The following is a 23298-nucleotide window of genomic DNA, read 5'->3' as shown; positions in this document are numbered from 1 at the left end:
TTTTTTTATTTTACCGTATGTACGATTTTATCCAAAATCAACCCATCCTGTAAAATTAGGATTTGTTGATGTAACATTCTGAACTTGACCATTTAATTTAAGCTCTTGATTTGTTGGAGGTATTCCGTGACTATATCTCATACGGCCCGTTTGACCTGGCATAATATAGTTTGTCCAACCAGTCCAGTCACCTGAATTATCTCTTGAAGCAACATAAAATCGACTACTTCTTCCTGTGTATAAATTTATTTTAGCAACAGAAGTTCTATCTGTATTATGACCACTTTGTACAAAAGTGGTGTTTCCATTACCCCATAAGTCAACATTCAAATTACTATTTGAAGCAAATACAGGCACTGAAAGAGAACCTACAGCCAAAGCTACAATAACAAATGTGCAAATTAAATTTCTTTTTAATTACATAATTATACCCCATAAAATTTATATATATTTTACCAATATATTATACATTTAAATATAATATATGTCAATAATGTTAATGGAATTAACCATAACTAAACAGACATAAAAATGAACCAGCCTACTTGATTTCAGCTGGTTCATTTTGGTTGCTATAATGTTTGAGTCGCCTTGCTCCCCCTAGCGCTCACAATCGCAGGCAATAGCCGACGTTTGTGCTTTTAGTACGTGGTCGAAATGACCCTTTGTTTGTCAGATAGGTGGTTGACAATGCCTCTAGACCGCTATTGTGGCGAGTTATAGAGTGTCTATCAGGTGTACTTTTAACATATTCTACTTTCTCGATTTTTCCACCATCTCAAGGAATATATCTTGCAGATCTCCTTGAATGTTTTGGTTTTCAGCAGTTAATCCAATTTCTGGTTCGAAATCGGCTAGTGTAGAACTACCATCAATTGCACCAAGCATATTTGAAATAGTATCAATAACGGTTTGTTCAATGATTCTCAACAAAATCTGTTTATCATCATCTGACAACTTTTCGTATAACCCTAATGATGACTTCCAGTATTCTGTAGTTTTAGGTCCAATTTTTGTTGTCTCAAATAAGCTTTTGTAGATTTCAACGTTTTCAACAAGAATCGAATTATAAATTGCTGTTATTAACTCCTTCTGCATCATTTCACCCTCATTTCTGGATACATTTTTTTGTTTAATTCAATTAGTTCCTTTAATGCTGAGTTTGGTATGTCATCGTAAACACGTCTAAGCTCCATAATATCGCGTGCTAGAAGTTGACGAGCTGAGTCAATTCCATTCGTACTTCTTGAAACAATACCATTAGGTCCACTAATTGTATGTCCAACTTTTGGAACATTAATTGCTGGAGCAGTTTTAGGATTATAATTTTCGACTAGGTCTTTCATTAGGGATTTTTGACCAACATGATGCGCATCTAGTCCTGGAACGCCTTTAATATCTTGATAAGCACCAACCAGATACTTTCCATCTGTCGCCCCCTTAAGAGCATCACTTGCATGATCTAAAGCCTTTGCTGCATCTTTGATATCATCTACTTTATCAGCAGCTTTTCCTACCTTTGATACAACTTTAACGGTATTTACTCCAACTCTACCAACTTGTGCAATATCTCCTACGCAAGGTATCGCAAAAACAACACTTAGTCCTGCATTTCCCCAATCGCCTTCAAATGCATATATAATTCCGTTTAATGGGTCAGTAATAATGTCTACACCAGGAATAAATCCAACCACATCAAGTCCACCATGTATATACTCACTTGCTTGAGACCACCATGACTTCCTATTACTTTGTTTTCCTCTTTCAGCAGACAAGCCAAATGGGTCAACAAATGAAATCGGGTTACCATTTACATATGCATATTGATTTAACGTTACTGATTGCTTGATATTACCTTTTATTATATCAGCATTTATGAATCTTTTCAATTAAGGTATAAATCATAACCACCCGTCCAACGGGTGGTTTGCTCTGGGGCTATAAGCCCCTATTACCTGCCAGCGCCTAAAGACGCTGGCTTTCACTTTGTTCAAGCCTATTGCACTTGTCACTTTTGCCGCCCCTTAAAGGGCGTTCGTATTACTTGCCTTGTCCCTTAAAAGGGTCTTCGTACTCTTTTACACTCAGCTTATCTAAAGCTATATCATGTTTTTCTTGGTCTGCTATGTATTTTTTTATTGTGGCTTCATTAAGTCCCACTGTACTTACATAGTACCCCTCTGCCCCAAAATGTCTGTTACCATATTTATACTTCAAATTTGCGTGCCTATCAAATATTATCAACCTACTCTTGCCTTTCAAATACCCCATGAACTGTGCTACACTCAAATTCGGCGGTATACATACTAACATATGTATATGGTCTGGGCAGGCTTCCGCCTCTACTATTTCTACTTCCTTCTGTTCGCACAACTTTCTTAATATTTGTCCTATATCTGCTTTTATTTTTCCATATACTTCTTTCCTTCTATATTTCGGCGCAAAGACAACATGATATTTGCAATTCCATTTTGTGTGTGCTAAACTTTGATTATCCTTCATGGATATTCCTCCTTCGGTTTTGATGTGGTTGGCAAACCTACATCTATTTTACCCAAGGAGGTTTCTTATTTCTGCTCATCGGCTTCCGCCTTTTTTGAACCACAGGCATAGCCGTGGTATTCTGTTACACAACTAAAACAGCGCCGCCCATAAGGGTAGCGCTGTTATCTTAATTGCTAATTCTAATTTATTGTTCCATTCTGACAATTAAAGTTATTCAAATCCAAATAAAAATTCGCTTTTGACTTCCGATTTAATTTTTTTTAGAAACCTCTTGTATGATATCTCTGAACTTTCCACAATTAATTTTTTACCTGATTTGGTTTTTATGACGATTCTTTCTGATTTCATCTGATTTCTTTTAACTTGGCGCACAGCTGAAATAATTTCACTAAAAGTAAATGTAAAAGGTTTCACAAAAATAGAGTATACCGTTATGTCTTTACCTTTTACAATTACTCTGAATTTAAGCGTCTTCAAAACCAGATATGTTTAAGCCAAAGGAGCAGCCCGAAAACAATATAAAATACTATGTGTGGTAATTCTTTAGAAAAGCATGTAAATCCAAGTATTATCCCCACAAACACTAAAATACCAACTATTCCGATGGCCAGAATCATTCGGGGAATAGAAACAACAAAATGCTCATCTGACATTGTTTTACTTGTCTTACTGTTGGATTTTTGTATTACAGAATAAATAGTAATTACACAAATTGGAATAATAATTGCAGATAAAATTATGCTTAAAGTATCCAGGTCAATCACCTTCATTTTAGTTGGTCGAAGTCACTATAATAGGTAACGAATTATTCACTACATAATTTTATTTATACAATGCACCATAGGCTAAACATGCTTTATAATCTGCTGCCTCTGGGTTTTCTGTACCAAAAGCCGACCAACAGTGTGGACGATAGACCTTATCCTCGGGCACATTATGCATTGTTACAGGTATACGTAGCATACTTGCTAGTGTGATTAAATCTGCTCCAACATGCCCATAAACAGTTACACTGTGATTTGCACCCCAATTTGCCATAACGCTGTAAACATCTGTAAATGCACCATGACCTGTAAGGCGTGGACAGAACCATGTCGTCGGCCATGTACGGTCTGTACGCATATCAATTGTGTTATGTATTTCCTCGGGCAAATTCGCTGTAAAGCCCTCAGCAATCTGCAAAACAGGGCCTACACCCTCTACAATATTTACACGCAACATTGTTATTGGCATTTCTGCTGTACATTTAAAGTGGCTTGAAAATCCGCCACCACGGAAATACTCATAGTTTGCACGGCACCAATCAGTTGCTTTTAAGCAAGCATCTACGTCTTTTTCCGTCATTTGCCAATATGGTTTCATACAGCCCTCACCTGCTTCGTTTTTAGCTGCACCGCTACCATCAAGCGCTGTTGCACCGCTGTTTATTAAATGAATGAACCCATTTTGTGCAACGCCATCGGGTTTTTTACCTGTTACACGCTCGCACGCCTCGCTACTCCAATATGTACGCACATCATGAAAACACGGTGCTGTGTTTGTAACCAATGTGCCAAGCATCATTGCAACACCGTTCATTGTGTCGTTTTCTGTTGCAAAAGGTGTAGGCATTTTTGTACCATTCCAATCAAAAGTTGATGCCATTATAGCCTCGGTAAAATCGGCATTAGGCAACCAGTCTGTCCACATTCGCTGACCTTGAAAACCTCCAGCAATAGCATTCTTACCAAGGGCTTCTTCGTACCAGCCAAGTTCGGCAAGACGTGGGTTCCCATAAAGAATATCCCGCATGACAATCGTCATCTTTGTTATGAATTCCCAATCTTTATCAGCAGGTACAACCTTTGACTTTGTAATAACATCAGACAATATTTTCCCTTTATTGCAATCAAAGCCCTCATTGCAGTTTGCTTTTACCCATGCAAAAGCTTTATCGTATTCAATTGGGTCATAAATACCAAGTGTTATACGGCGAAGAATTTCGGTCATATCCACCCACTCAGCTCGTATACCAAAATATTTTTGGAACATATTTGCATCGCAATAGCTACCAGCAATACCCATTGCAACACCACCAATGTTTACATATGCTTTATTTTTCATCCAACCTACCGCAATTGCGCAACGAGCAAAACGTATAATTTTTTCTGCTACATCATTAGGTACACTAAAATCGTTTGCATCTTGAACATCATGCCCATAAATTGAAAAAGCAGGCAAACCCTTTTGAGCATGTGCAGCCAATACTGCCGCCAAATAAACTGCGCCCGGACGCTCAGTGCCATTGAAGCCCCATACTGCTTTTATGGTTTTATTGTCCATATCAAAGGTTTCACTGCCATAGCACCAGCAAGGCGTTACTGTAAGCGTGGCAATAACATTTTGGGTTGTAAACAAATCTGCACATGCAGCCGCCTCGGCACCTCCTCCTATTGTTGTGTCGCTTATTACGCATTGCACAGACGTGCCATCGGGATAATGCAACGTATCACTGATAAGTTTTGCTGCGTTTTTAGCCATTGCCATTGTTTGTTCTTCAAGAGCCTCACGAACACCGCCCCACCTGCCGTCAATAGCAGGTCGTATACCAATTTTAGGATAAAGCATTGTTATAAATCCTCCTTAAAAAATTTTTTACAATTATTATATGCTTTTTCCCACACATCACTTTGTGTAGGATAATATTTTATAATATGTTCAGTGTTCGCAATAATTTGCCTACCCTCATCTATACTTGGTATTTTACCAAGTGCCACAAGCTGGATAATAATATTGCCAAGCGCTGTTGCCTCAATAGGGCCTGCCTCAACCGTAATATTACAGCTGTTGGCAGTCATCTGGCAAAGCAGCTTATCCTTTGTTCCACCGCCAAGCACATGTAAAATAGTAAAGTTTTTTTGTGTAATATTTGTAATTTGCATAAGTGCATAGCGATACTTCATTGCAAGGCTTTCATAGATACAACGCATAATTTCGCCAACGGTATCGGGAACTTTTTGCCCTGTTTTTTCGCAAAATTTCTGGACACGTGAAGGTATGTCACCCGGAGTTGCAAACTCTGAAGCATCTGGGTTAATAAAACATTGCAGCGGCTGTGCCTCTAAAGCTAGCTTTTCCAATTCTGCATAGCTATACTCCTTCCCCTGCCTTTTCCATTCTCGTCTACTTTCTTGTATAAGCCAAAGCCCAATAATGTTCTTAAGAAAGTTAATTTTACTGTTTGCTCCTATCTCATTGGATAAACAGTTATCAAAGCTTTGCTTTGTAAGCACGGGGCTGTCAAGCTCGGTGCCAAATAAGCTCCATGTACCGCAGGATAAAAAAGCTACATTTTTACTTTTGCATGGCATTGCCGCAACAGCACATTGTGTATCGTGACCAGCAACCGCAATAACCTTTGCATTTTTATATTCACCAATTATCGTACCGCTTGGCACAATAGTGCAAAGTTTATTTTGAGATATGCCAAAGGTATTAAGCACTTCATCCTGCCAATGCATATCTGTTGGATTAAACATCTGTGAAGTAGATGCTATTGTTTGCTCACACACTGCATTTTTGCAAAGCATATAGCTAAATAAATCAGGCATAAAAAGTATTTTTTCTGTACCGCTTAAATCATCGCTTATAAGCTGAAAAAGCGTATTCATGTCCATAATTTGATTGCCTGTTTTGCGATAAATATCGTATGCGGACATCTTTTCAAATGCCTTTTTAGCCACGCCCCTTGTGCGTATGTCACGATAGCTAACAGGGCGTTTAACAAGATTGCCATTTTTATCAAGCAAGCCATAATCAACACCCCAAGTATCAAATCCAACACTGTTAAACTCTCCTGCTTTTTCTATTGCGGTATAAACGTTTTGCATCAATTCATCAATATCCCAGCAAAAATGGTCTTGATAAAAGTACGGATTATTCTCGAACCTATGTATTTCATGATATGTTAAAGTTTTGCCGTCATAGCAAGCTTTTATTGCGCGTCCGCTTGATGCGCCAAAATCAAATGCAAGCACAGTGGTTTTGCTCATTTAACAACATCCTTTTTAAGTAATATTTGCATAAATAGCTATTTCTCCTGTTGCAACAATTGCTATGATAAAACCCAAACTATATTTTATAGCATAGGTCTATCCCTCTACTTTATTATACTTTTTATATCCTGGATGACGGCCTGTAACTCCGTAATATTCACGCAAATCTATTAACTTTTGAATATTTTCACGACTTATATCATGGCTACCGCCCAAAATGATGGCATTGATTGTAATTTTTGCCCAAAGTTCCAAGCTCTCCATGCGGTAAAATGCCGTTATAACGTCACTACCAACTGCAAGTGCACCATGATTTTCAAGCAACATAACATCATGATCTTCAAGATAAGGCTCAATGGAATTAGGTACTTCGATTGTTGATGGTGTACCGTATGGAGTGAGCGGAACACTGCCAATAACAGCCACATCCTCTATCATATTGTACATGTCCATTGCCTTATGTGCTACCGCAAAGCCTGTTGCTCCTGGAGGGTGTGCATGAATAACACTCCACACATCGGGACGTTTTTCGTAGCATCTTAAATGCATTTTAATTTCACTTGAAGGGCGCAATCCATCTGCAGCCTCTAAGATTTGCCCTTTCTCATCTATTCTTATAAGCTTTTCAGGAGTGATAAACGCCTTGCTCATTCCTGTTGGAGTTGCAAGAAAAGTACCGTCATCCAAACGTGCAGAAACGTTGCCATCGTTTGCAGCAACCCAACCAAGCTGCCATGTTTTGTGACATACATCGCATATTTGATCTTTGATTAAATTTATGTCCATTATTTTGCTCCTTTAATTTATTCTAAATTATATTATACTGTTGTTTTTTGCACTTATCTAGTTGTATAATAAGAAATAATATAACAATATTCACTTTCTGGAGGGTGTAATGAAGTATCTTGCCTGTCATGAAGAAAAGGTGCGTGGAACATTTGATTTTCCAATTGAACTTTATTATGTAGATTATGCAAACCCAAGATATGAAATGCCTTTTCATTGGCATATTGAGTGCGAATTTGTGCTTGTGCTTAATGGGGTTTTAACCCTATCGCTTGACGGCGAAAGCATTGTTCTCACCAATGGTGACTGTGCATTTATAAATGGAGGCGTTATTCATGGTGGTATACCCCAAAATTGCATTTATAAATGTGTAGTGTTTGATATGGAGCGTTTTTTACAGGACAATATCATTTGCCGACAAAAGTTCAGCTTAGTGTTAGGGCACAACGCAAATATACAAAATAAGTTTGAAAAGGGTAGTTACTGTGCAAATATTATTGATGCTGTTTTTGAAGCTATAGATAAAGAGCAAGATGGTTACGAATTTATAACAACAGGTCTTTTGTTTGAATTTATAGGTATTGTTATACAGCAAAAATTATACAAACAAGTTACAGATGCAAGTCTAAAAACCGAAAAGCGTGCATCGCAGATGAAAAATGTTTTACGAAGAATACGCAATGACTATTTTCTACCACTTACGCTCGATGATTTAGCCCTTGAAGCAAACATGGCACCAAAATATTTTTGTCGTGTTTTTCATCAGGTTACAGGGCATACTCCAATAGATTATTTAAACTATTATCGCATTGAATGTGCGGCAGAGCTGCTGTGCTCCACCTTTGATAATGTTACAGAAATTGCCTTAAGCTGTGGATTTAACGAGCTAAGCTATTTCATAAAAACATTTAAACGCTATAAAAATATTACGCCTAACGCATACCGCAAGGTAAGAAGGAGAGCCATAGATTTTTAACTATTTGTAAATTAAATACATATCAGAACCATTACCAGCTAAAGCCGGTGGTGGTTTAGTTTTTGAATTTTGGCCCCCATAATAAAATTTGAGCCAGCGTCGTTTTGACGCTGGCTTCTTGAAAACACATATTCTAGATTATTTTTCTATTTCAAACTAGTTTTATTATATTTTGTTTTTTACCCTTCTCGCTTTAATCTATTTACTAATTTCATAAATTGTATATTACTTTTATAAAATCGATTAAACCGTTTGGGTTCCTTTGCAATACGATACAGCCATTCTAAATTCATTTTAATAAAAAATTTCGGTGCTCTTTTTTTAGTGCCGCTCAAAACGTCAAATGTACCACCTACACCAACAAAGATACCTTTTTCCATTTGATTATAGTACTTATGAATCAATAATTCCTGTCTTGGAATTCCCAATGCGATCAGCACAATATCAGGTTTCTTTTCAACAATATCTAAAAAGACATCATCATCCACATTATGATATCCGTCTTTTGCTCCAAGCACTACTAAATCAGCGTATTCATTTTTTATTTTAGCAACAAAAGCATCCAGCACCTCAGGCTTTGCTCCATATAAATATATAGATTTCTGATTTTGATTTCCAACGTCTAACAAATGCCTCGCAATATCAACACCTGTAATACGCTCTTCTACATCCATGTTTAACATAGATAACGCTTTAACTACACCAATACCATCCGGAGTAATTGTTACATCATCTTCAAGCAAAACCTGATTAAAATCAGGAGAATTAACACCAATCATCAATGTCTCAGGATTAGCAGTGATAATGAACATTTTCTTATCTCGTTTTATATTAGATTCCACCAACTCAAAAAACTCCTTTTGAGTTTTACCAAACACTTTTTCCAAATACTTTTTCATATTATCTCCTATTACTATTAAAAAATAGTTTCGGTATTTACATGGTTCTCATATGGAAAACAATACAAATACTCTGGTAACATATTTTCGATAATTTCAGCTTCTCTTTTATAAGAAGGATTCGCACGGAACAATTGCGTATTGTTAATAGAAATCTCGGGCTTAAACTTCTCTTTTTTACGAATATGATCTGCTGGCGATAAATCCAAAAAATTCAAAATTGCTTTTATAGACTCATCATAATTATAAACTAAATCTTCAAATTTTAAATAAATTACTTTCTTACTATCTGTCCTTCGTTCCGCCTCTCTCATTAAACGATATTGTCTACAAAAATCTTCAACTTCTGTTGAGAACGGAACAATTTCATTTTGAGCCGGCCAAATATATTTGTTGATAATAAAAACATCTCTTGGATCTCTTTGAACAACAAAAGCTTTTAGATTAGAATCAAAATAATGATCAATTCTATGCATATTTTGCGGTAGTAATAATTGATCCAATATGATATGATTTTTCTCTACACCCAGCATATCAAATATTTGATTCAAATAAGCTTTTGCTTTTTCATAAAACTCATCTGGTTTTACATAAGAAAGCCAAATCTCCGGATATAGTAATGGCTTTTTTAGATGAATTTTTTTAAACGTAGCTATAGAAACAAGTTTGTTCAAAATCAGCTTAAAAAACATTCTAGTGTTCACATTTTCTTGCGGATACCAAAAATAATCCGGTTTACATTGAATTAAACTTTCAATGAAGTTTTGTGTTACAGGCCAAAAATCTTCACCGATTATTTCTTTATAATGACCTACCCACCAATACTTTTTATCATATAGCATCTTCATCGTATTATAAAAGCTATGCAGTGCTTCATCACTTCTTAATGTTGTATTTCCCACCAAGAGCTTGTCTTCTAAATCAAAAAGCCCGTTTGGGCAATGCAAAAAAACGAACTCAAAGATACCTGCTTTGGCTTCATATCCTTTAAATTCAGATACTAAATGTGTTATAGCAGAAGATCCTGACCCCATATATCCAACAGGTACAATTATATTATTTTTCATTTGTGATTTCCCTTCTTAGAAGTTAATTCTCTTTGAAGTAATTTAAATTATCTTTATTATGTATCATTATTTTCAATTAGAATCATTATATCACTTTTTTAAATAGATATCAATGATGGGCTATCAATTTTCACTTTCATAAACGTATTCCCCAAAACCATTATAATTGAACAGTATTTTTGATAAATATGGTTCATTAGAAAACATAATTTGTATAAAAAACAATCTTTTTGCTATTGACTTTGTTCATTTTTTTTATTAAAATGAAATAAATTGAACAAAGGAGAATTATTTGACATGAAAAAAATACTATCAATTTTACTTATACTAACTTGCATTTTATCCTTTACTGCCTGCTCAGGTAACAAAAACAATAAGGTTGTTATCTATTCGAGTGCAGAAGATTTTAGAAATGAATATATACTAAAAAGATTAAAAGAACAATTTCCTAAATATGATATTGCTTTACAATATCAATCTACAGGTAATAACGCTGCAAAGCTAAAGAGTGAAGGTAAAAGCACTGAATGTGATATCGTTTTAGGACTTGAAAGCGGCTATATGGAACTGCTAAGTGATAATTTTGCGAAACTTGATTCTTACGATAACGCAAAATACATTAATGAAATGAAAATCAGCAGTGACAAATATGCAATTTGGGAACGTTATAGCGGTACTATTGTTATAAACAAAAAAGTTTTGCAAGAAAAGGGCTTACCTGTTCCTAAAAGCTACAATGATTTATTAGATCCAAAATACAAAGATTTAATTGCTATGCCAAATCCAAAGGCTTCCGGAACAGGATATATCTTTTTAAAATCTATTGTTAACGCAATGGGCGAAGAAAAAGCATTCCAATATTTTGATTCTTTATCAAAAAACGTTCTTCAATTTACTTCATCAGGCTCCGGACCTGTTAAGCTACTCGTTTCCGGTGAAATCGGCATTGGCTTAGGCTTAACACTTCAAGCAGTAAAAGAAATAAACGACGGCGTCAATTTAGAATTGATTCAGTTTAGTGAAGGACTTCCATATACTACAACCGGATTTGGTATTATTGAAGGAAAACAAAATAAGCAAGCAACGAAAGATGTATTTAACTATCTATATTCTACACTCATTAATGAAGATAAAGATAAATATTCTCCGGAACAAATTTTTGAAGGACAAACTATTAAAGTTGAGAACTATCCTAAAGAAATTAAATACTCCAATATGGACGGAATTAGAGATTTAAAAGAAAAAGACAGATTATTAGCGAAATGGAAGTATTAACATGAGTTCAAAATTACAAATACGCAACCTAAATAAAGAATTTAATGGTAAAACCGTTCTTGACAATATCAGCTTTGATGTTGAAGATGGTGAATTTTTATCTATACTTGGTCCTTCAGGATGTGGTAAAACTACAATATTAAGAATTTTAATCGGTCTATTAGAACCAACGAACGGTTCTGTATTAAAAGATGGCGTTGACATTACCAAATTCCATCCCTCTCAAAGAGGGATGGGTATTGTTTTTCAAAACTATGCCTTATTTCAAAATATGACTGTTCTACAAAACGTTGAATATGCATTAAAACTGAACAAAAATACAAAACCTACTGCAACCAAAAAAGCAATGCAGGTTATTGAGCAAGTTGGTCTAATCGACCATATTCATAAAAAACCTCATAAATTATCGGGTGGTCAACAGCAAAGAGTTGCCATTGCAAGAACTTTAGCTTTAAATCCTGAAATTATTCTATTTGATGAGCCAATGTCTGCGCTTGATGTTGAAAATCGACTTGTTTTAAGAGACGAAATTAAAAATATTCAAGAACAATTTGGAACAACAATGGTTTACATAACCCATGACCAAGAAGAAGCTTTTGCTATGTCTGACCGAATTATGGTTATGGAAAAAGCAAGAATTGAGCAAATTGATACTCCAATCAACATTATTCATAACCCTGCCAACGAATATGTTGAGAAATTTGTAATTGATAATTTAACTAAAAAAATTAAATCATTAAACAAATTTATGGAGTACAACTATGAATAAACATAATTTTAAAATCAACACATTAAAACTTTTAATCGGTGTTTTTCTTGCTGTTGGGTTAGTAATCCCGATCATAACCATGTTTTTTAATATGTCAAAAGAAAATATCGGACAAGTTTTAACTTCCCCACAGTTTGGTAAATCAGCGATTAACTCACTTTTGGTTGCAACAACGGCAACCATTCTCTCTGTAAGCTTTGCAGGACTGCTCGCTTGGTCTATTGCGAAAACAAATATTAAACTTAAAGGCGCTTTCTGTGTTTTGTTTACATTTCCCATGTTAATACCATCAATTTCGCATGGTATGGGTCTTGTTATGCTTTTTGGCAAAAATGGAGTTTTGACGAATTCACTTCATTTAACCTCTAACATCTACGGTTTTTGGGGAATTGTAATCGGTAGTATTATGTATTCATTTCCGGTTGCATTTTTAATGCTATATGATGTACTAGCTTATGAAGATTGCACTGCTTATGAAGCGGCAGATGTATTGGGAATTTCAAAATCAAAACAATTTTTATCTATTACCTTACCCTATTTACGAAAACCGTTAATCTCTATCGTTTTTGCTGTTTTTTCACTTATCATTACTGATTACGGTGTTCCTCTTATGGTTGGGGGCAAATTTACTACATTACCTGTATTGATGTATCAAGAAGTTATTGGACTTTTAGACTTTGGAAAAGGAAGCGTAATCGGCGCAATCTTAATGGTTCCTGCTATTGTTGCCTTTTTAATCGATATTTTAAATTCTGATAAAAGTAATATGTCCTATGTTGTGAAAGCAGCAAGAATTACAACAAATAAAGTTCGTGATGCATTTGCTTACGTCATAAACAGTATCTCAATTGTATTTGTTTTATTGCCTATTATAGCTTTCATTTTGTTAACATTTGTTAAAAAATATCCTGTGGATTTATCCATAACAATTGACAACATTTTGCAAACATTTAATATGAGCGGAACTCAATATCTTGTGAATTCTGTAATTATCGCTTTACTTGTTTGTGCTGTTGGTGTTATAATAACATATATTACGGCTTATATTACTGCGAGAATTCACTCGAAATCATCTAAATTGATACATCTTATTACAATCACTTCACTGGCTGTACCGGGTATTGTATTGGGTTTATCTTATGCACTATTCTTTAAAAGCTCATTTATATATGGAACAATCGCAATTTTAATTTTCGTTAATATCATCCACTTTTTTGCCTCTCCATACTTATTAGCATATAACTCTTTTAATAAGTTAAATGAAAATCTTGAATCTGTAGGAACGACTTTGGGCATCAATCGATTTTATATGATAAAAGACGTATTTGTTCCACAAATGAAAACCACCTTGTTAGAAATGATATCTTATTTTTTTGTAAATTCAATGATTACCATTTCAGCGGTTTCATTTTTAAGCACCGTTAAGAATATGCCGATTTCCTTGTTGATTACTCAATTTGAAGCACAAATGCTATTAGAATGCTCTGCATTTGTATCATTGCTAATATTGATTATTAACATCGTAGTTAAAGGCGTAATTTATCTATTAAAACGAGGAATTATAGCAAAAGAGGGAATATAATGGAACTAACAAAAAAGCAATTTGACATACTAACTTTCTTAGAGCAAAATAAAGCTATTGTAACTCAAAGAGAGATTGCAGAAGCAATTAACTCTTCACTTGGCACTACGAATAAAGTAATTGCACAATTACAAGAGCTAGGCTATATCAACAAAAATGAAATTACTCCTGAAGGATTAGCCGCATTAGAACCACATCGTGTAAAACGAGCTGTGTTTATTGCTGCAGGTTTTGGTTCACGACTAGTCCCTATTACATTAAATACGCCAAAGCCTTTAGTTCGTGTAAACGGAAGACGTATGATAGATACAATTTTAGATGCAGTTGTAAAAGCTGGAATCGAAGAAATCTATATTGTAAGAGGTTATTTGAAAGAACAATTCGATCAACTTCTATATAAATATCCTAATATTAAATTCATTGATAATCCTCTATATAACGAGGCAAATAATATTTCTTCTGCTCTATGTGTTCGCCATCTACTAAGCAATGCTTACGTATTTGAAGCTGATTTAGTTTTATATAACGAAAGCCTTATTACTAAATATCAATATTCATCTAACTATTTGGGTGTACCTGTTCCTGTTACAGATGACTGGTGCTTCATTGTTCGTAATGGATACATATCTGAATTGAAAGTCGGCGGAACAGATTGTTACCATATGTATGGTATTTCATATTGGAATGAAAACGACGGTGCGAAGCTTGCTAACCATATTGAAAAAGTATATGCTATGCCAGGTGGTAAAGAGCGATATTGGGATCAAGTTCCTTTAGAATATTATTTGAAAGAATACAATATATTTGTTCGTGAATGTACCTTTGATGATATTATTGAAATTGATTCCTATAGCGATTTGAAAAAAATTGATCCTATTTACAAGCAAGGTAAATAATAATCCAATAGAGAAAAGTGGTAGCAATATGCTGCCACTTTTCTTTATTGGAACCGTTTAAAGTATATTTTACAACGATGCGCTGCTTTACTACATAATTTATTCATACAAATCAATAAAGTTTGCATTTGCATATCCGGTTATACCTTGATAATTCACCACATACCAATCGTTGTATTGGCCTAAAACAGTAATGGGTGCACCGTTATAGGCTGTTGCTAAAACAGCTGCACTTGTAGACGGCTTACTTCTGATATTTAAGTTACCCCCACTAGTCCGAACTTTTCCGTATTGCTTTGGTTGTGGATCTACTAATGGAAGTCCGAAATATTCTGCAATAGATAAAGCAATTTCTCTTGCAATCTCATCAATATTACCCTTTATCCAGTTAGCATCTTCCACATTATCATGATAAGCAACTTCAATCAATGAAGCTGGTGCCTTTGTTTTCGTTACTTCCCCTAAATAAGTTGTTGATAAAATACGAACCTTTTCCGGAATAGGATAAATATTTTTAAAATTATCTGCTACAATGGAAGCAAACCATTTGCCACTTGGGCTATTTGGTGCATAATAGACATCGGTTCCTCTATATTGTCCCGCACTTTCTTCCGGAGCAGCGTTAGAATGAATGGCAACGTATAAATCATAATATCCTTGATTTGCTTGTCGCAAGGAAGATGCTGCAGTCATTTCAGGAGTATTTCTTGTGTATTCTATACCGCTGGAACGTAAGTATGGAGTTAACTTATCGGCTATTCTATTCATCCAATATTCTTCTGTTCCACCATTCACAAAGTCATTAAATTCTTGTGTTGATGGACTGATGTAAACTCTAGGCATGATGTCCCTCCTATTTCATTATAAGCTATGTTATATATTACTCAAAAATACTTTAATGTGTGCAGTAATATGCAAAACTAAGCTATTTAAAAGGTATACATATTGTTGCTTGTGAAAGGATAGAAATTGTTATAGAATATAAGAAAAGGTATTGAAATATAAGAAAGAGGGTCTTTTTATTATGTGCAAAATGTGTGAAAAGCAGAAATACATTAAGGATGATCCTCACTATATCATGGAACTTGAAACCGGATATGTAATTTTAGGATGGTATCAGAGATTCAAGGGATATACTGTGTTTAATTGTAAGCAGCATGGTCCCGAACTGCATAATTTGGAGCATGACTTTAAAGTTAAGCATCTTGAAGAAATGACTGTAGTTGGAGAAGCAATTTGCAATATTTTTAAACCTGATAAATTAAACTATGAGTTGCTTGGTAATGGTTGTCCCCATATTCATTGGCACCTATACCCAAGAATAAAAGGCGATACTCCAATTGTGAGTTCTGTTTATCAATTACCGGATAATATCTTATTTGATGAAACCACAAGACCTAGTGACGATATGAGAGAAGAGCTAAAAATTAAAATAAAAAATGAAATTGAAAGATTGCTAAGAAAATAGTCCTTCCCATGCATAGCAACACCAGCCAAAAATATTTTTGGCTGGTGTTTGACTGTTTTTTTACGGATATTATTACAAGATTCTTTATTAACAATTGATTTCAATTTCTTTTTCTAAATGCAAAGAATATAACAAGCATTGTTTTACCGATTGATGGAATGCACTTTCTACTGCTTGCTTATAAATACGTAACTGATCATAATAACGTTCTACTAACACGTTTTCATCATTTGTATAGTCTGTTTTATAATCGACAAGTACAATCCCGTCCTCTTCAAACAGCAAGCAGTCTGCAATACCTTGCATCAAAATTTGTTGGTGTTGATAAGCCTTTGGCAGAGAATTATCCATTTCTGAAGCTTGAATAAAATGCAAAAACTTATACTCCCTTACTACCTTTTTCGCTTGATTCATACGCAGAAACAAATCTGAATTCAAAAAAGATTCGATTTTGGGGATATTCAACGCATCAACTTGTTCTTGGGTTAAAAATTGCTGTTGTACTAACCGATTGAGTTCAGAATGTAAATCGGTTTTGGCATTGTTGTAATCTGCAAATTGCATGAAACTATGCAATATCGTTCCTCGCATTGCAGGAGTGATTCCCTGCTTTTGTAAAAAAGATGGCTGTGCTTTGAGCGTAATTTCAGTTTCTCTTTGTTGTTTTGCAATTTGCGTTACGGTTAGCTTAGCAGGAATTTCAGTCAATACCTGATACGGATATTCAAATGTGAACGTTTGATTCAGTTTCTCAATAATTGCTTCATTTGGCTTTGCTATATGTTCTTTTTCAACAACCGCACTCACAGCATCTTTCTCAGTTGTATCAACTAAGAACCCTCTCATCTTAAAATTGCTTGCTAAAATAGGAACATCTGTAACATTGATTTCTTTTCGGATATCGAATAGACTTTCATGTCGAAGCGTAGCCGATAAAATCCAATCGGCATAGCTGGTTGCACTATATACATCATAAGGCGAAAGCTTTGATTTTATTGGTAATGATGCCGCAATTCGTGCTAATTTATCATATGCCTTTTCCATTGTCATAACCATTATGAGTTTTTCTTTCGCACGAGTAAGCGCAACGTATAACACACGCATTTCCTCGGAAATAGTTTCTTTTTCGGTTTGCAATCGGATTGCTTCATACGGAATATTCGTATAACATTTTAGCTTTTCTTGATCTGTTATTTTCATGCCAAACCCAAGCTGAGAGTTAAATTGATAACTTTTATTCAAATCCATCTTATTGAACTTCTTACCGCAATCCGCCAAAATACAAATAGGAAATTCCAACCCTTTTGAAGAGTGGATACTGATTATTTTTACGGTATTTGCATTTTGGGAAATCGTATTGGCACAAGAAAAATCTTGTTTATTTTCGATTACTCGCTCAATATATCGAAGAAAGCCTGATAATCCACTCGTTCCGATTGCTTCATATTGCTTTGCATAAGTTAACAACAAACGTAAGTTTGCGTCCTTTTGTTCCCCATTTCCCATTGCATAGCACAAAGAAAGAAAATCCGTTTGGTCATAGATTTCTTGTATAATTTCATTCACTTTTATAGTAGCGGCTTTTTGCCTTAGCGTTGCAAGGATATCGATAAACTCCTGACATTGTAAATCACCGTGTTTTGCACATCTTGTAACGGCAATATAAAGCGGTACATTTTTAGCAGTTAATCGTATTTGGGTTATATTATCTGCACTAAAATGAAACATTGGTGACATCAAAACGGATAGCAAGCTGACATCTAACAATGGGTTATCGATTACTTTCAGCAAATTCAATGTTACCATAATTTCATATTCATTAAAATATCCTTCTGTAGAATCGGAAAAACAAGGAATATCCATTGCATTCAATTCATTTGCAAAGATACTGCCTTTGTCTTTTTTGGCACGTAGTAAAATTGCAAAATCACGATAGGTACAATTACGCATACCCTTTATACCCTGAACCTGATAGCCTTCTTCTATCATCCGTTGAATCATATTACCGATATAATGTGCTTCCACAACTGCCTTTTCTCGATCATCTTCTTTTGCATAGTTAATAATATGCACTTCAGGACAAGCCGCTTCATATGGCTCATATGTCGCAGCAGGAATAAGACTTTCTTCTTCGTTATAATTGATTTCGCCCATGTTCTCGCTCATAATTTGAGAAAAAATAAAGTTTACTGCATTACAAACCTCACTGCGGCTGCGGAAGTTACTTTCTAATGTTATGAGTGCTTGAGCATCTATTTGATGTGTTTCTTGATTATATTTAGGAAATACATTTTTTTTATCTATGAACAGCTTAGGCATTGCCTTACGGAAACGATAAACACTTTGTTTTACATCCCCTACCATAAAAATATTTTGCTCATCTTGCGATAACACTTTAAAAATCAAGTTTTGTACTTCGTTAATGTCTTGACATTCATCAATCATAATTTCATCTATATTAGTAGATAGTTCTTTTGCTATTTCGGTTTTCTCGTAGCCTGTTTCGGTTCGATGAACAAGAAGTTGAACAGTGTAATGCTCTAAATCAGCATAATCGATAATTCCATGCTCTTGCTTTTTCTCTTCAATTTTATCGTAGACCTGATTAACCAAAGAAAATAATGTATGTAGCTGCGGCAATAGAATTGCAATATCTTCCTTGAATTCTAATTCACTGCAGCACAAATAGTGTTTTGCAACTGATTCCAACGTTTTTTGTGCAGAGGCTCGTTTTCCTTTTAATGTTTCTAAAAAGTCTTTGTCCTCATATCCACGAACAGCTTTTAACTTCATTTTATCAAAATTGTTTACATGTGTAATTGCTTCGTCCCAATCACCTTGTTGTAAACATTCGATAATATTTTGCAGTTGCTCTTTATCATAAGCAAAACATTGATAATAACAATCTTTAATCTTTTCATCTGTTTCAATTTGGTCTAGTGCATCGGTTAATACCATAACACTACTATTTAACGCATCTACTATGTGCTTTGAAATACTTTGATACCATACGCTCTCTTTAATTGAGTTTGCATTTTGATACATAACAAGCGTATCTTCTAAAAACTTCTTTGGAAACGCAAATGAGCGAATAAAATCGTAAATTGAGAGAATTAACTCAACCAGCTTTTTATCATCTTTGGTACAAGTAAATTCAATTAAATGCAAAAAATCTTTATCATCAGTATCATATAATACTTCGAATATTTCATTGACTGAGTCATTTTTGATAATGGTAAGCTCGGTTTCATCAGCAATGCGGAAATCGCCCGATAACCCTAGCTTTTGAAAGTTATCACGAATCAAGCCGGAACACAAGGAATGAATAGTACTAATTTTTGCATTTGCAATTAAAAGCTGTTGGTTTTGCAACGCTTTATTAGTAGGATCGTTTTCGATTAGTTCGCTTAGCTTTGATTGAATTCGTTGGCGCATTTCATCCGCTGCTAAAACGGTAAATGTAACGATTACCAATCGATCTGCACTAATTGGATTTTCCCGAGTCAATAGCTTAATAACACGTTCTGTTAAAACTGCGGTTTTTCCGCTTCCTGCGGCCGCAGATACCAATATATTACCGCCACTAACATCAATACAGCTTTGCTGATTTTTCGTAAATTCCATCTTACTCATCTTGCTCCCCCTCTCCAGCTTGTTTTTGCATTTGGTCTAATACTGCTTGTCTATCATATTTAATATATTCTCTTTTAGCGTCAGAAGGGCGCACTCCACAAACACCTGAATAATTGCAATAATCACAGGTATTTTCAATTGGAACAGCTTCAATATTACCTAAATGCAATTCGTCTGCCATATTCGTAATCAGTTTGCTGATATACTTATTTACGTTACCCAATTCTTTTAACGTTACCAATGCGTTGAAACTAGCCGTTGTAAAGCTGCCGTCTTTTTTGGTAGAAACAGGGATAAATACGCCTTTATAATCCTCTTCCATCGCATTTAAAACTTCTTCATCTTGCAACAACAGTCCGTTCATGCGGTAATGCTCCAGCTGCGCTTTTTCAGTATCAACCTCTGTTGCATCACGAGCAAGCGATGGTGTTTGTTCACTTGCCGGCATGTATAATATACCTGCAGGCAAACTATTTTCATATTTGCCTTTACCGTTTTGATAAATGCAAAAAAGATAGATTAGCATTTGAAAATTCAGTCCAAATAATACATCGTTTAGCTTAAACACTTTTTTGCCGGATTTATAATCGATGATACGAATATACTTTTCGCCTTTTTTATTGATATAGCTATCTATTCTATCAATTTTTCCTGCAACGCTAATTCTTGTTCCATCTTGACTTACTAATTCCAAAGGAGTGATATCACTTTCATTTGTGATTTCATATTCAAAATCACATGGGGAAAAGCGGCTTTGCACCAATTCTAAATGCAATCGTTCGATAATTTTAAAGATGGATAATCGCATTCTGTTATATAAATATATAAAACGCTTTGATTTATCGTCAGCTCCGCCCATAACCTGCTCAATATATAAATCCAACTCTTCTTTTATCATCTTTTTAATTTGCTTTTCATCAAAATGTTCTTTTAAATCCACTTGTTTTGTAATATTGTATAAAACGCTATGAATTAACGTTCCTGTTTCCATTGGATTCAGCTCTGCTTTTCTTAATGGTTGAATTCGCAACCCATGCTCACAAAAATACTTGAATTTACATTGATAAAATCCCTCGACACGAGTTGGAGAAATGCTCATCTTTTCGCCAAAAAGTTCTTTGGCATTTTTATGATTGGTAATACGATATGGCTTTTTCTCATAGACTTTATCTAATGAGTCAAGCTTTTGCGCATACAACTCATCTTTTTTTAATACCTCAGCAATAGACGCCGTAAGCTCAGTATCTTCAGAGATATTTTTAGCAAGATAGCCAAATGCGTCCCATTTCGATTTGCAGTAAAATAGCCCGTTAAAATCTTCTGTATCTTGAATCAATTCTTCTTGAAACATCTTTTTTAATTGTGTGAAAATTACAGATGGCGTCATACTCTTTCCCGCAATATCTGATTTTCTTGCAGTAAGATAAAGCACTTTTGTTGGTGATGTCAACGTTTTATAAGCAATAAAGCGTTCTTCTAATACACGTTTTTTTGCTGGTGGTGCAATTTCAATTGATAACGCAATCAGTTGTTCACGCTCTTTATCGGTAAATACTCCACCTGTACTTGGCACAAGTGGAAATACGTTTTCATTCACGCCAAGAACAAATACTGCTTTCTTATCCGTTATACGAATGCGATCAGCACTACCAATTATTACGCAATCCAATGATTGTGGCAATGAGCCAAGATTATAAGATTCACATAATAAAGAATAAAGCTGCTCATAACGTTTTGGCGTTACTATTGTTTCCGCAATGGTAACAGCCATTGTATTAATAAGCTCCATTAAAATATCCCAAATACGAGCATACTCTTCTGCTAAATTCTCTTGCAAAGAAAGGCTCGTTATCAACCGCTCTGTATTCTCTTTCACTTTCATATCCAGTAAAAAAGCGATTAGTGCCATACTGATTTGTTTTCCAGTTGCATGTTTCGTTGCTTGTTCTAGCTTTGTAATATGACCTATTACAAACTCTCGCAGCTTATTAACCCGCTCTAAGCATTCGGTGTCTTCGTCTAAAAAGCTTTCTTTATAGCCTCTTGGATTCGCTGTAAATGGTGCAAACCATTGTTTACCCTTAATTCCCCATACATATATATAATTTTCAAGCTCAGCTATTTCTTCAACGCTATATTCGGTTAATCCACATTTCAGTAGCGATAATATATCTTCACTTTTATAATGATTTACAATACAACTGAATGCGTTAGCAACAAAACGAGTTAATGGCTTCGTTGTTATTTTAGATAATGAATCCGTATAATATGGTATTTGGGCTTTACCAAGTGCTACTTGTAAAATAGACATATAGCCTTCTAAATCACGCGAGATTATTACAATATCATTATATCGATAGCCTTTTTCTTGCACCAATTCAGCAATAGATGCGATCGTATAATCCACCTCATCATATTCGTTCTTACAAAGAGTAGCCTGAATTGCATTTTCTGTTCCGTTATACTGATGAATAACAGGGCTGAATAAGTTTTGTTCTAAATGAGTCAGAACTTCATTTTGAAAACGCTTTTGTTCTTGCATCTGAATAGATGGTTTTATTGTTACATTTCCTTCACTGCAAAACCGTTTTAATTTTTCATAAGTTTCTTTCACACTTTGGAATACACTAATATCACTATCGTTGGCTCGAATTAATTCTAAACATAGGGAAACATAAGTATTTTTTGCGGTTGCAAATATCATTTTAATTAAATCATATTCATTTGCAGTAAATCCCTTAAACTCATCAAAGAAAACGGTATAACCATCAAAAAAATTTGTTCCTTGTAATTTCTTTGTTGCTCTTGTAATATCATCAAGCGGATCAAGATATGTAGTATATAGTAAAGCATCGTATGCACTGTATAATAAGGCGATTTCTTTTGCTTTTTGGCTTAAATGGTTGCTTTCGAGTTGTTTTGAAGTATCGACTAACGTGTTTGGAGTAACTCCTGCATTTTTAAGCTCTGTTACAGTATCTATCATTGTGTTTGCAAAGGTTTTGCTTCTTGCAGCCTTTTGATAGATTTCAAGCTCGTCCTTTACTTCATTGATTGCAATGTCCATCAAAATTGTTTTAGCAGGATCTGATGCATATTCACCTGCACAGCCACCATATAGCTTGAATACCTCGCTTGCAAACCGAGTAAAGCTTGTTACATGAACACGCATAAACTGATTTGGCCCTAAACGTTGAAATAAGCTTTTTTCCGTTTCATAGGTAAATTGCTCGGGAACGATTAACATAATTTTATTTTTTTCATTTTCGCTTAGTTGTTGGATCATTTCATGAACAAGAGTTGTTTTTCCAGTTCCGCTTGCACCTAGTATAAATTGCAGCATCTTTATAATCCATCCCTTCTGTTTTCACAATGGCTGATTTTATATTATTTATTCGTTATACTCTT

18 protein-coding genes are annotated in these 23298 nt (G+C 34.8%); 6 read left to right on the top strand and 12 right to left on the bottom strand.

The features are described 5' to 3' along the window. Positions 1-27 precede the first annotated feature (27 nt). The 7 genes from RBG61_RS11680 to RBG61_RS11650 all read right to left on the bottom strand — a co-directional run bounded on the left by RBG61_RS11680 (position 28) and on the right by RBG61_RS11650 (position 7325). Positions 28-357, bottom strand: coding sequence for a hypothetical protein (locus tag RBG61_RS11680; RefSeq protein WP_307943695.1), 330 nt, complete (start codon positions 355-357; stop codon positions 28-30). A gap of 396 nt (positions 358-753) precedes the next feature. Then, a complete protein-coding gene (locus RBG61_RS11675; RefSeq protein WP_307943693.1) occupies positions 754-1101 on the bottom strand; it encodes a hypothetical protein in 348 nt (115 codons plus the stop codon). Then, positions 1098-1889 (bottom strand): hypothetical protein, encoded by a 792-nt coding sequence (locus tag RBG61_RS11670; RefSeq protein WP_307943690.1) that lies wholly within the window; start codon positions 1887-1889, stop codon positions 1098-1100. Before RBG61_RS11670 ends, RBG61_RS11675 begins: the two co-directional genes overlap by 4 nt. A gap of 151 nt (positions 1890-2040) precedes the next feature. After that, complete coding sequence (gene tnpA / locus RBG61_RS11665) at positions 2041-2502, bottom strand: IS200/IS605 family transposase (RefSeq protein WP_307943688.1); 462 nt, start codon at positions 2500-2502, stop codon at positions 2041-2043. An 825-nt stretch (positions 2503-3327) separates the two neighbouring features. Then, on the bottom strand, positions 3328-5112 hold the full coding sequence (locus RBG61_RS11660; protein ID WP_307943685.1) for an L-fucose isomerase: 1785 nt from the start codon (positions 5110-5112) through the stop codon (positions 3328-3330). Between the two features lie 2 nt (positions 5113-5114). Next, positions 5115-6536 carry a rhamnulokinase gene (locus tag RBG61_RS11655; RefSeq protein WP_307943682.1) on the bottom strand — a complete coding sequence of 474 codons (1422 nt, stop codon included), beginning with the start codon at positions 6534-6536 and terminating at the stop codon, positions 5115-5117. A 99-nt stretch (positions 6537-6635) separates the two neighbouring features. Further along, the gene (locus RBG61_RS11650) at positions 6636-7325 is read right to left on the bottom strand and encodes a class II aldolase/adducin family protein (protein ID WP_307943680.1); all 690 of its coding nucleotides are present in this window, start codon (positions 7323-7325) and stop codon (positions 6636-6638) included. 109 nt (positions 7326-7434) lie between these two features. On the opposite strand from RBG61_RS11650, the gene RBG61_RS11645 reads away from it, so the two are divergent. Then, entirely contained in the window at positions 7435-8301 is an 867-nt protein-coding gene (locus RBG61_RS11645; protein WP_307943677.1) for an AraC family transcriptional regulator, read from the top strand. A 179-nt stretch (positions 8302-8480) separates the two neighbouring features. On the opposite strand, the gene RBG61_RS11640 is transcribed toward RBG61_RS11645, so the two are convergent. Next, positions 8481-9200: a WecB/TagA/CpsF family glycosyltransferase gene (locus RBG61_RS11640; protein WP_307943675.1), complete on the bottom strand. Its 720-nt coding sequence runs from the start codon at positions 9198-9200 to the stop codon at positions 8481-8483. A 17-nt stretch (positions 9201-9217) separates the two neighbouring features. Beyond that, complete coding sequence (locus tag RBG61_RS11635; RefSeq protein ID WP_307943672.1) at positions 9218-10267, bottom strand: sulfotransferase; 1050 nt, start codon at positions 10265-10267, stop codon at positions 9218-9220. A 297-nt stretch (positions 10268-10564) separates the two neighbouring features. Between RBG61_RS11635 and RBG61_RS11630 the strand changes: the two genes are divergently transcribed. The 4 genes from RBG61_RS11630 to RBG61_RS11615 are packed head-to-tail and all read left to right on the top strand — an operon-like array spanning position 10565 to position 14789. Further along, positions 10565-11542 (top strand): extracellular solute-binding protein, encoded by a 978-nt coding sequence (locus RBG61_RS11630; protein WP_307943670.1) that lies wholly within the window; start codon positions 10565-10567, stop codon positions 11540-11542. 1 nt (position 11543) lies between these two features. Further along, complete coding sequence (locus tag RBG61_RS11625) at positions 11544-12311, top strand: ABC transporter ATP-binding protein (RefSeq protein ID WP_307943668.1); 768 nt, start codon at positions 11544-11546, stop codon at positions 12309-12311. Beyond that, entirely contained in the window at positions 12304-13893 is a 1590-nt protein-coding gene (locus RBG61_RS11620; RefSeq protein WP_307943667.1) for an ABC transporter permease subunit, read from the top strand. The genes RBG61_RS11625 and RBG61_RS11620 overlap by 8 nt, the downstream gene beginning before the upstream one ends. Continuing rightward, positions 13893-14789 carry a sugar phosphate nucleotidyltransferase gene (locus RBG61_RS11615; protein WP_307943665.1) on the top strand — a complete coding sequence of 299 codons (897 nt, stop codon included), beginning with the start codon at positions 13893-13895 and terminating at the stop codon, positions 14787-14789. Before RBG61_RS11620 ends, RBG61_RS11615 begins: the two co-directional genes overlap by 1 nt. A 99-nt stretch (positions 14790-14888) precedes the next feature. On the opposite strand, the gene RBG61_RS11610 is transcribed toward RBG61_RS11615, so the two are convergent. Continuing rightward, entirely contained in the window at positions 14889-15632 is a 744-nt protein-coding gene (locus RBG61_RS11610) for an N-acetylmuramoyl-L-alanine amidase (protein ID WP_307943662.1), read from the bottom strand. Between the two features lie 181 nt (positions 15633-15813). On the opposite strand from RBG61_RS11610, the gene RBG61_RS11605 reads away from it, so the two are divergent. Next, the gene (locus RBG61_RS11605; RefSeq protein WP_307943659.1) at positions 15814-16257 is read left to right on the top strand and encodes an HIT family protein; all 444 of its coding nucleotides are present in this window, start codon (positions 15814-15816) and stop codon (positions 16255-16257) included. Positions 16258-16344: 87 nt separating this feature from the next. Here RBG61_RS11605 and addA read toward each other — a convergent pair whose 3' ends face one another. Both addA and RBG61_RS11595 read right to left on the bottom strand, forming a co-directional pair. Next, positions 16345-19890 carry a helicase-exonuclease AddAB subunit AddA gene (gene addA / locus RBG61_RS11600; RefSeq protein WP_307943656.1) on the bottom strand — a complete coding sequence of 1182 codons (3546 nt, stop codon included), beginning with the start codon at positions 19888-19890 and terminating at the stop codon, positions 16345-16347. After that, a complete protein-coding gene (locus RBG61_RS11595) occupies positions 19883-23233 on the bottom strand; it encodes a PD-(D/E)XK nuclease family protein (protein WP_307943653.1) in 3351 nt (1116 codons plus the stop codon). The genes addA and RBG61_RS11595 overlap by 8 nt, the downstream gene beginning before the upstream one ends. Positions 23234-23298 lie beyond the last annotated feature (65 nt).

The organism is Paludicola sp. MB14-C6, assembly GCF_030908625.1.
GTDB lineage: Bacteria > Bacillota > Clostridia > Oscillospirales > Ruminococcaceae > Paludihabitans.
Note: the sequence above shows the minus strand (reverse complement) of the source record. Positions and strands in the feature narration are given on the sequence as shown.